The sequence below is a fragment of the Nonomuraea marmarensis genome (genome assembly GCF_043197025.1).
GTDB lineage: Bacteria > Actinomycetota > Actinomycetes > Streptosporangiales > Streptosporangiaceae > Nonomuraea > Nonomuraea marmarensis.
Map to the genome: position 1 here is coordinate 1 of NZ_JBICRM010000079.1, position 11,533 is coordinate 11,533.

5 protein-coding genes are annotated in these 11,533 nt (G+C 62.7%); 4 read left to right on the top strand and 1 reads right to left on the bottom strand.

The features are described 5' to 3' along the window. Positions 1 to 196: 196 nt before the first annotated feature. Positions 197 to 1,858, bottom strand: a complete 1,662-nt coding sequence (locus tag ACFLIM_RS49575; RefSeq protein WP_393177803.1) for a TIGR04141 family sporadically distributed protein — start codon at positions 1,856 to 1,858, stop codon at positions 197 to 199. Positions 1,859 to 2,275: 417 nt separating this feature from the next. On the opposite strand from ACFLIM_RS49575, the gene ACFLIM_RS49580 reads away from it, so the two are divergent. The 4 genes from ACFLIM_RS49580 to ACFLIM_RS49595 are packed head-to-tail and all read left to right on the top strand — an operon-like array spanning position 2,276 to position 10,464. Next, positions 2,276 to 4,363 carry a hypothetical protein gene (locus ACFLIM_RS49580; RefSeq protein WP_393177805.1) on the top strand — a complete coding sequence of 696 codons (2,088 nt, stop codon included), beginning with the start codon at positions 2,276 to 2,278 and terminating at the stop codon, positions 4,361 to 4,363. Positions 4,364 to 4,371: 8 nt separating this feature from the next. Further along, positions 4,372 to 5,994 (top strand): type I restriction-modification system subunit M, encoded by a 1,623-nt coding sequence (locus ACFLIM_RS49585; RefSeq protein WP_393177807.1) that lies wholly within the window; start codon positions 4,372 to 4,374, stop codon positions 5,992 to 5,994. Then, complete coding sequence (locus ACFLIM_RS49590) at positions 5,987 to 7,222, top strand: restriction endonuclease subunit S (protein ID WP_393177809.1); 1,236 nt, start codon at positions 5,987 to 5,989, stop codon at positions 7,220 to 7,222. Before ACFLIM_RS49585 ends, ACFLIM_RS49590 begins: the two co-directional genes overlap by 8 nt. After that, on the top strand, positions 7,219 to 10,464 hold the full coding sequence (locus ACFLIM_RS49595) for a type I restriction endonuclease subunit R (protein WP_393177811.1): 3,246 nt from the start codon (positions 7,219 to 7,221) through the stop codon (positions 10,462 to 10,464). Before ACFLIM_RS49590 ends, ACFLIM_RS49595 begins: the two co-directional genes overlap by 4 nt. The last annotated feature ends 1,069 nt before the right edge of the window (positions 10,465 to 11,533 follow it).

Genomic DNA, 11,533 nt, shown 5'->3' on the forward strand with positions numbered 1-11,533 from the left:
ATCCTGCCCCGTCATGGCGGCCTGGTCAGCGAGGGTCATCGTCACTGTCTCGATCGTCCTGTCTCGCCCTGCTTCGCATCAAAAGGACTCATCTGTCCCATGTCTCACACCAGTCTGACAGAGAGGGCCGTGTCGCGAGCAACAGCACGCCGTTTGGGAATCGTCGCGCGACCGAGGAGGCCGCGTATCGCAGGCCCTACGTGCCACAGGTGCATGGACGGCTACGGACACCGACGACCTCGATCGTGACCCCCCAAGCCCGGAGGACAGTAGCGGTGTGCAGGAGGGCCACCTGCGCAAAGGGAAAAAGCGTTTCGGCGGTGAGCTCAGTCCCGTCCTTCAAGAGGATGGCCAGCATGACCTTCTTAGGCTGAAAGCCTTCAGGCAGGTTCCAGCCGCCCGGGGCCTGAGCCACCTTCTCCCGGAACCCAGTCATGGCCTCAGGGTCATGCTGAAGAGCCTGGACCGCCACGAGCACCTGCTTGAGCAGATGGCTGAGCGCGCCGGCCCGGTGGGCACGCTTGACCATCATCAGCGTGCCGTCGGGGTAGAGCACGTCGCAGATCTCCACGCCGTTGCCCCGGTGCAGGCGGGTCTTCACGAGCTTCTTGTCCATGCAGAGATAGCCGCGACCCGAGTTCTCGATGTCCTCGCAGAAGCGGTGCTCATCGTGGGCGAGGTCCCACGCGGGCAGGTCGTCCGTGGCTGGGGAGATGATCAGCTTCTTCACCTGGTCGCGGACCGTGGCGAGGTAAGCCGGCCCGATCTCATACCAGTCCTCATCCAGCAGGAAAAACCGCCGGTCACTCAGCGCCACATCGGCCTCAACCCACCGCAGGGCGCTGGAGCACCAGATCACGTCGTCGCTACGGGCACGGCTGTCCTCGTAGAGAACGATCTTGCCCTCGCGCAGCGACTCCACCCGGCTGCCAGCGCGCTGGACGCGCACCCGCTCAAGCAGGTAGGGGAGGTCGAAGGTGTCGCTCACCTTCCCCTGCCGGCTGTTGATCCGAGTCCGGAAGGCGCGAGCCGCCAGATAATGGTCCCAACGGCCCTTCGGCACGGATCCCGCCACACGGCCCTCATCGGACTGGCCCAGGAGGTCGTCGAGGGCCGCCTCCAGCCGGGCGATGAGCTTCGCATCGGTGATCTCGGTGATGTACTCGACGAACTCGAGGTCCGGATGCGGGCGCTCCTCGCGGCAGACCCGGGAGATCTCCCGGACGTCAGAAAGAAGGTCCGAGCCCTCGACTCCGAGGTGCAGCCGGAGCCCCACCCCTCCGTGAGCACTGGAAACCCGCGCTCGACTCCGCGAAGAAACGGTGAGCTTCACACCACCGAGACGGCCGCCGATCGTACGGACGATCTGCGCGTGCTCCTCGATGCCGAAGGTTCGCACGGACGCCCCGCCAGGAACCAGGGTGATGTCCGTCTTCCCACTGCCGGGCGTCTGCCGGACCAGGTCGTTGACCTCGGCGGGGTTGACCTGCCGGATGGCGAAGCGCAGCCCGAAGCGCTTGTCCTTCAGCCGGTCGGCGATGAGGTGGTGGCCTAGCCCATAGCCGATGGCGTACACCTCGTCGTTCAGGGCGAACATGAGCAGCGACGCGGGATTGATGCTGGGGCGGGAGACTTGGCGGCGGCTGGTGCGCCGCAGGTCGGCGTACCAGCTCGCCTCGGCCTTGGCGAACACGCCGTCGATCATGATCGCGGGCACGCCGAGCTCGTCGGTCAGGATTTCGAGATCTGCGCTGATCGAAATCAGCTGGGCCATGTCGAGTGCGTCGCACATCGCCTCGACGGTGGGGGCTACGCCCTTGAGGCGGTACAGGGTGCGCTTGGTGGTGGCGTGGGTCATGGAGGTGCTCCTTCTCGCGGAAGGTGCCGGACGTTGAGCCGCGGCACCAAGGGGGTGCTGTGAACAACGATGCGACCCGATAACGACTGGAGGGAGCAAAATGGCATCTGTAATCCTGATAATGGGGGTTATCGTCAATAGACAGAGGAAAATGGTGATCTTGAAGTACAGTCCGCACGAGATAGAAGGTGGTCGAGTGGGTGCTGCAGGCCGTTGATGTCGATGGCTAGGTCGCGTAGAAGCGCTCTCACCGATGGCGTCGACTTGACCCGCCACGAGCCGCAGGGCAACCGCAGCTCCAGACCCATAAGGTCCGGCCGATGCAAAAATGCCCTTTTTGGACGAACCGCCTGATAGAGAGGGTTATCAAGCGAACCGATGGTCCATTCCGATCTGCTCGCTTAGGCTGGCGCAGGCATGAGAGAGGAGATGCTGACGATGCGAAACCCGCGGAAGGGCGCAACGCTGATTTCGATGCCCGAGATTGCAGAGTTGGCCAAGGTCCAGCGACCCGTCGTCAGCACCTGGCGTCGCAGGTACTCCGAATTCCCCAAACCTGCCTCCGGTGACCACATGCACCCCCTCTTCGACGCTGCCGAGATCGCCAACTGGCTGGTGACAACCGGCCGAGCCAAGCGCCGGGACATCGACGGAGATCTGCGCCTGCATACTCTCGGCAGGCTCTCCAGTCAGCTACCGCCACGAGCGCTTATGGCAGCCCTGACCTCGTTGATCGCGTTGCGACACTGCATCGATGACGAGCTCGACGACGGTGAGCTGGGCGCTCTGGGCAGGCTCCAGGATCGGGCTGCCGAACACGACCCCGCCGATGAGCTGCTGCGGTCGGAGATCGAGGCGATCCGTGCATCTTGGTTGCCGAAGGTGGTCGACGAACTGGCCGAAGCCGCCTACGGCACGGCCGGTGCATACGAAAAAGTCATGCACATCAGGGAGCGCCTCGGCGCGGCCGACCTGGCCGCCGACCATCTCGATCTGCTCCTGATCCGCCTCATCACCAAGCTCGCCGCCGCTGCGGCCCGCGCCGACCGGTACGGCACCGCGAAGATCGCAGACCCGTACGCGGGCACTGGAGACTTGTTACTCGAGGTCTCCCGGCTCCGCGACGACCAGCCAATGCACCTCACCGCCTGCTGCACCGACCCCTACCTGGCACGGCTCACCCGGCGTCGTCTCTTCGTCCATGACCTGCACGAGGGAGGCTTCTCAGTACAGACGACGCCGGGATCGAGTCTGCAACAAGCCGACGTCATCATCGCCCAGCTTCCCTACCGTTCGGGTGAGGAGCGCAGCGTCAACGACACCTTCGAGCTCATGAGTGACCTATCGGCGGACCTGCGGCAGGGGGCGACTGCCATCATCGTCGCGCCAGCCGACACCACTGCCGCATTGGACCCGACCAGCCGAGCTGGCCGGCTCCGTAGCGATCTCATCAAGGACGCGACCAAAGCGATCATCCGGCTGCCCGGCGGGCTCGTCCCATTCCGGCCCGGCTATGAGGTCGCACTTTGGGTGCTGACTTCCTACTACGGGTACGATCTGAAGGGCAATATGCTCGTCGCCGACATCTCCGATCAGCCGCTCACCGAGGGCCTAGTCGATGCGCTCAGCACCGACATTCTCACCTGGCGCGAGCCTGGCTACGATCCCGACGCGCACCGCCTGTCCTACGCGGTGCAGCTGCCGATCGCAGCAGTTGTCAGGTCCTCCCGGACCCTCACCCCCCGCTATCTGAACCTGAGCGAAGACCCGGTCGACCCATACGAACAGGTCGCCCGCTCTCTTGACCTTGAGAGAGTGCTCCAGGAAGCACGGCCCGGCCGGGTCATGGACCTGCACATTGAGACCAGCGGCGCCCGATCCCGACCCCGCACCGAAACCCTTGGCCAACTGACCAAGGGCGCACGGGACAAGGCCAATCTTCTGTCGATGCAGAGAGGGACCCGGGTCGATGTCGCGCTGATCCGTCGGCAGCCGGGCCGCGCAGACTCCTATTCGCTGATCGGCCCGCAGGAGGCATGTGGTCGATCGCCTCTCAAATCTCGGGTCGTAGACCGGCTGGAGTTCGAGCGGCGTTACCCCAATGCGCGGCGCAGTCTCCCCGGCGACGTAGTAATCACCACCGTTCCCGAACCGGGCGTGATCGTCGACCATGACGGCTACTCCGTGATCGAGTTCCCTGCCCGTGTGATACGGATTAGCGAACTCGGCCGGGAGCATTTCACCTCGCGAGTCCTCGCCGCACTGCTGTTTCGCTCCAGCCGGACCGCCGGGGCAATTCGACCCGTACAGCGGCTAGAAGAACTGTGGCTACCGCTGTTGTCCCCGGCTGACCTGCACAGGCTCGACCGGCTGCTCGTCGAGCTCGATGAGCGCCGCCGGATGGCCCGTACCGAGCTCGACGCCCTCACCGAGCTCGGTCAGATCGCCGCGACCGGACTCGCCAACGGAACCCTGACCCTCGCCGACCACAGCACCCGAGACTGAGGAGTACGATGCCGCCCCGCAAGAAGCCCGCCGCCGGTCAAGAAGCTCTGCCCGGTACCACGACGATGGCGGATCTGAAGGAGATCCTCTGGAAGGCCGCCGACAAGCTGCGCGGCTCCATGGACGCCGCTGAATACAAGGACTTCGTCCTCAGTCTCGTCTTTCTCAAGTACACCTCCGACGCTTGGGAGGAACGCCGCCGTATTCTGCGCGCCGACCTCATTGCCGACGGCGTCCCGGAATCCCGGATCGAATCCTTCCTGGACGACAAGGACGAGTACGAACGGGAGGGCATCTTCTGGGTGCCGGCCGATGCGCAGTGGCTCGAGCTCAAGGCCAACGCGAAGCCCAATCCGGGCGAGATCACCATCGGTGAGCGCATCGACAACGCGATGGGCGCAGTCATGAAGGAGAACGCAGCACTCACCGGCGTCCTCCCGAAGATCTTCAACCGCAAGGAGGTGGACCAGCGGAGGCTCGGCGAACTCGTCGACCTGATCAGCGACGCCCGGTTCACCGGGCACGAAGGCCGGACCGCCGCTGACGTGCTCGGCGAGGTGTACGAGTACTTCCTGGAAAAGTTCGCCCGGGCCGAGGGCAAGCGAGGTGGCGAGTTCTACACGCCCTCCAGCATCGTCCGCCTCATGGTCGAGATTCTCGAGCCCTATAAGGGCAGGGTGTACGACCCGTGCTGCGGCTCCGGAGGCATGTTCGTCCAGGCGGAAAAGTTCATCCTCAACCACCGCGGCCGCCGCGACGACATCGCCGTCTACGGCCAGGAGTCCAACCAGCGCACCTGGCGACTCGGCAAGATGAACACCGCCATCCACGCCCTGTCTGCCGACCTCGGCAGCAGCTGGGCCGACACGTTCTATGAGGACAAGCATCCCGACCTGAAGGCCGACTTCATCCTCGCCAACCCCCCGTTCAACATGTCGGACTGGCACCGCAACACCGACGACCCCCGCTGGCGCTTCGGCATCCCGCCAGCCGGTAACGCGAACTTCGCCTGGATACAGCACATCGTCTCTAAGCTCGGCACCCACGGCACTGCAGGCGTCGTCATGGCCAACGGCTCCATGTCCTCCAAGCAATCCGGCGAAGGCGAAATCCGCACTGAGCTGATCAACGTGGATCTGGTCACCTGCATGGTCGCCCTCCCCCCACAGCTGTTCCGCACCACGCAGATCCCCGCCTGCCTCTGGTTCTTCGCCAAGGACAAGTCCTCACGCGGCGGCCACACTGACCGGCAGGGCCAAGTCCTGTTCATCGACGCCCGCACTATGGGCACCATGATGGACCGCACCGAGCGTGTCCTCACCGAAGACGACCTTAACAAGGTCGCTGGTGCTTACCATGCCTGGCGCGGAACCAAGAGCGCCCGCGACGCCGGTCTCATTTACGCCGATGAACCTGGCTTCTGCTACTCCGCTACCCGAGACGAACTCGCCGCTCACCACGACATCCTCACCCCGGGTCGCTACGTCGGCGCCATCGAGACAGACGACACCCACGACGAGCCCATCACCGACAAGATCGACCGGCTTACCAAGGAACTCCTTGCGTACTTCGAGGAGTCGACTCGCCTGGAGCAGGTCATCCGCGTTCAACTGGAGCGTATCCATGACTAAGTGGCCAATTGTTGAGTACGGGACTCTCGCAGCTTCCGACCGATCGGCATTCTCGATGGGCCCGTTCGGCTCAAAGCTAACTCAGCAAGATTACATTGCAAGTGGAGTTCCGCTCACTCGAGGAGTTAATCTCTCGCGCGGAATATTCCATGATGCCGACTTTGTATTCATTTCCCCAGAAAAGGCGGATGAGGTGAAAGCGGCCAATGTCGGACCCGGTGATTTGATTTTTACTCATCGCGGTACGATCGGTCAGGTATCTATGATTCCAAGAAATCCTAGGTTTGAACGATACGTAGTGTGCTCAAGCCAGGTAAAGACGCGCCTTGATCCAAGTAAGGCGATTCCGGAATACTACTACTACTGGTTCCGATCTCCAGAGGGTCAACGTTCAATCCTGGCTAACTCTTCCACGGTTGGTGTTCCTGGAATCGCTACCCCGCTAACCTCAATCAAGCATTTGAGAGTACCCCATCCGTCAATTCGCGATCAAATAAAGATTGCGGCGGTTCTGGGGGCGCTCGACGACAAGATCGTCATCAATGACCGCATCGCCCGGACCGAGGAGGAGATCTTGCGTGCCGGGTTCGACGCCCTACAGATCGACGTTGAGCCTGCGACCCTCGCAGACGGTATACGCGCCTGCGATCTCGTTCACTTCAACCCGAGGGTCAGGACGCCTAAGGAAGACGCACCATACCTTGAAATGGCTTCCTTGCCGACTGACTATGCACGAGTCAGTTCTTGGACGCGCCGTTTGCCGAAATCGGGAACGAAGTTCGTCAACGGAGACACCGTGATGGCGCGCATTACTCCATGCTTGGAGAATGGAAAGACGGCTTACATCGACTTCCTTGAAGAGGGCGAGGTTGCTATCGGATCAACCGAGTTCATCGTTATGCGGGCTCGTGCAGGATACCCCAGCCACCTGCCCTATTTCCTGGCGAGAAGCCCGCGGTTTCGTGACCAGGCAATTCGCAACATGGTCGGATCATCAGGCAGGCAACGCGTGGCTGCCAGCTCACTCGAGGATTTCCCGCTGTCGCGACCGGTGGACGGAACAATAGCGAGCTTCGGCAACGAAGCAGCTTCGTTCTTCGCACACATGAAGTCACTCGATAGGGAGGCAACCGTTCTCGCCGAGCTGCGGGACACATTGTTGCCAAAGCTCATGTCTGGGGAGATCAAGGTGCGGGATGTGGAGAAGGTTGTGGAGGGTGCCTTATGAGCGGGTACAGCGAAGCAAATCTGGAGCACGACGTTCTCGAGATTCTCGGAGAGCTCGGGTGGGAGCCGAAGAACGGACCGCAGATCGCTCCTGGGTCGGGTGAGCGGGAGTCGTGGGATGAGGCGATTATTCCTGGGCGGCTGCGGAAAGCGGTGGTGCGAATCAATCCGGAACTGCCGGCGAAAGCCGTGGATGAGGTCGTGCAGCTGGTGCTGACGGCCGAGTCGCAGGATCTGCGGAACGAGAACTTCCGGTTGCACGACTTCCTGACCAAGGGGATCCGGGACATTTCCTATACGGACGAGTACGGCGCCGAGCAGAACCCGACGGTGCACCTCATCAATCGGGCGGATCCGTACAACAACGATTTTCTCGCGGTGCGGCAGGTCACCGTAGTCAACCCAGCGAACAAGGACATCAAGTCCCGGTTCGACGTGATGCTTTACCTCAACGGCCTGCCGGTTGGCGTGGTCGAGCTGAAGAAGCCCGGGGACCCGCACGCCACCCCAGAAATCGCCAAGAACCAGCTGGACACGTACACCAAGGACGCTTGGCGGGCGTTCCGCAGCAACGTGATCTGCCTGGCATCCGACGGGATCGGGGCACGTTACGGAACAGCCTTCACACCGTGGAACCACTACGCGCCATGGAAGGTCAACGACAGTGGCCGGCCGATCGCGGACATGAACTCCAGCTGGGAGAACTCCGAGCTGGTCCTCGCTCTCTTCGGCCTCTTTGACGCCGCACGGTTCGTTGAGCTGCTCGACGGCTATGTGGGCTTCTCCCGCTCGGACAACGGCCTGATGAAGCTGGTCGCCAAACCGCACCAGTACTTCGCGGTGAAGCGAGCAGTCAGCAAGACGATCGAGGCGGTCCGCAGCAACGGCAAAGCCGGCGTGGTGTGGCATACCCAGGGGTCTGGCAAGTCGCTGGAAATGGAGCTGTACTCCGGGCAGGTGCTGCGGCACAAGTCGCTCGGCAACCCGACGATCGTCGTGATCACCGACCGTACCGACCTGGACGACCAGCTGTTCCAGGGCTTCAACGCCAGCGAGCTGCTGCCGGAGAAGCCGGTGCCAGTGACCAGCCGGAACCATCTGCGGACGGAGCTCACCAACCGGCGCACCGGAGGGATCTACTTCACGACCCTGCAGAAGTTCGGCCGGACCAAGGCCGAGAAGGACTCCGGCATCGCGCACCCACTGCTGTCGGACCGGCGCAACATCATCGTGATCGTCGATGAGGCGCACCGCAGCCACTACGACGACCTCAACGGCTACGCGCGACACCTCCGGGACGCGCTTCCGTACGCGACGATGATCGCCTTTACGGGGACACCGATCCGTACCGCGGAGAAGGACACCACAGCGGTGTTCGGCGAGCTCATCGACACGTACGACCTGACCCGTGCGGTCGAAGACGGCGCAACCGTCCCGGTTTTCTATGAAAGCCGCCTGATCCCCGTACACCTGCCCGACAGCCTCACCGCTGAGGAACTGGACGAGAAGGTCGACCAGGCGACCGAGGGGCTTGACGACCACGAGCGCAAGCAGGTCGAGCAGGCGACGGCAGTGATGACCCGCGTGTACGGGGCTCCGGCGCGTCTTGAGAAGTTGGCCGCCGACATCGTCAGCCACTGGGAGTCCCGGTCCGAGTCGATGAAGCAGTTCATCGACGCGAAGGGTAAAGCGATGATCGTGTGCGGCACCCGCGAGATCTGCGCCGCACTGTACGGGCAAATAATCGCTATAAGGCCGGACTGGCACTCAGATAGCGTGACCGAAGGCAAGATAAAGGTCATCTACAGCAGCGGCCCCTCCGACCCGCCGGAGCTGAGTGAGCATCGGCTCCGTCCATCGGAGCAGAAGATTGTCCAGACGCGGATGAGGAACGCCAGCGACAACCTCGAGATCATCATCGTTAAGGACATGCTGCTGACCGGGTTCGACGCCCCTCCGCTGCACACCCTCTACCTCGACCGTTCGATGCGCGGCGCGCAGCTCATGCAGACCCTTGCCCGGGTGAACCGCACGTACCTCAACAAGCAGGACGGTCTGATGGTGGGGTACGCCCCGCTCCACGACAACCTGCTGGAGGCACTCGCCGAATACAGCGCCGACGACCAGAGCGACACCAAGAGTAAGCCAATGGGGCAAGACCTGCTGGACGAGCAGCACGGCGCGATCGCCAAAGTCCGTGACATCCTAGATGTGCTCGGTAACGCGCACCTGCACGGCTACCCCTGGCGCGAAGGTCTCGCGGCGAAGTCGCCGAAGGCATGGCGTGACACTGTGCGAGGTGCGGCGGCCTTCCTGCGCGACCCCAAGCACGTCGGTAACCAGGTCGACCCCAAGGCCGAGAAGCCAGAGCGCACGTTGAAGGAGCGGTTCGCCGCTGAGAGCGCCCGGCTCTCCAGGTTCTATGGTCTGTGCGGCAATACGGGCCTGCTCAACGACGTAAAGGACGACATCGTCTTCTTCAAGGAAGTCCGGACCGTGATGGCCAAGTTCGACGCCGCCGAACGGGTCGCCGAGGGCCGCCCGATCCCCGCTGACGTAGAGCTGTTCCTAAAGCAGCTCACGGCCGGCGCAATCGAGGCCGACGCGGTCACCGACCTGTTCGCCGAGGCCGGTCTGACCCGTCCAGACCTGTCGGACCTGGATGAGGAGTACCTCAAGCGGATGCAGGCGGCCAAGCAGCCCGTGCTGGCCATCGAAGCCTTGCGGCGGCTGGTCCAGCAGGAGATGCGCAAGGTCACCAAGCACAACATCGTCCGGCAGCAGTCCTTCTCTGACCGCCTCATCGACCTGATGCGCAAGTACACCAACCAGAACCTGAGCGCCGCCGAGATCATCGCAAGGCTGATCGAGATGGCCAAGGAGGTCTCCGCCGACGCCAGACGAGGTGAGCAGTTCAGTCCAGTGCTGAACAACGATGAACTCGCCTTCTTCGACGCCGTAGCGGCCAAGGACACCGTGAAAGCGCTCATGGGCGACGGTGATGCCTCCATCGGGGAACAGAAGCTCGCAGCGATTGCTCGCGACCTCGTCGTGGCCGTCAGGAAGAATCTCTCGACCGATTGGGCAGCCCGAGACGACGTCCAGGCCAAGCTCCGCTCCATCATCAAGCGGCTATTGGCCAAGCACGGATACCCGCCGGAAGAGGAGAGGGAGGCGATCGACAAGGTCATCCAGCAGCTGGAGACCTTCGCCGACGAATGGTCTCCAGTTACCGGCCGATGATGATTCGCCTTACCCATTCCGGCACCGCCACTAGAGAGTGCGAGGCTCCGGGGCAATAGTGATGCTGCGACATCACGATCTTAAATCAAGCCTTGGGTGAACCGGCCGAGACCCAGCATTCGAACAACCTGTACCGGTGCGACCTGCGACGCCCCCAGCCCGAGTCATGGGAAGGTCGTCATGATGAAAATGACCCGAGGATCTGCACGCCCGTGGCATCCCGGGATGACCACAGTGGCCAAGGACGATATTCGCCACATGAAGACGAGTGAGCTGCCCTGTACGGCGCTCCAGACGTGGCCAGTCCATCCGTCCCTGGTAGGGGAGGTGGAGCCACCCCTTTGGCTCGCAGCCGTTGAACGGATCGGCAATGGGGAGTGCGAATCGTGTACGCTAACCGCTTGTGACGCCTGGCGAGGCATTTCGTGGTTAGGCATTTAGGAGCCAAGTAGTGACAAATGACTGGCAGGGAACACTGCGAACCATCGGGTTTCGGCCGCAGGGCAGTCTCGGCGCCATGCGCGCTCGCGTCGAGGACGTGGTGTTCGATGCGATTCCACATCCATTGAAGGGTCTATCGATCTCCGTCTCGCACGTAGGTGGTCGCACCGCGACCACCTACGAGACATTCCTACCTCTCGACAGTGACGTGTAGACGGTCGCGAAGATGATGGCTAAAGCGTTCGAGAGCATCCACCCCGAGAGGCGGGATGAGGCTGCGGAATAGTGTCCCAGCTACGCAGCCTTCGATTTACAGGTGCGGGCGGCAGGCATGGGTGGTCAAGTTAGGTCCCCGAGGGTCGTGTACGGCTCATAAGTGCGGGAGCCTACACGGGATGATCTTGTAGCTGCCGCACCCGGTGCAAGGCATCCGAGCAGCTCAGGCCACATAAACCAGCCGTTCGGCCTCCGCCCTCCTACAGCGGGTGGAGAGTGCTGGGGCAGGGCGGGCGGAGTTCTCGGATGGTGAGACGGCGAGTTGGAGATCCGCGGGTCACAGCTTGATCGCGTACGGCGTGGCGGTGCCCTGACGCGCAACAAGGCCCCGTAGAACGGCGGTTCTCACGCC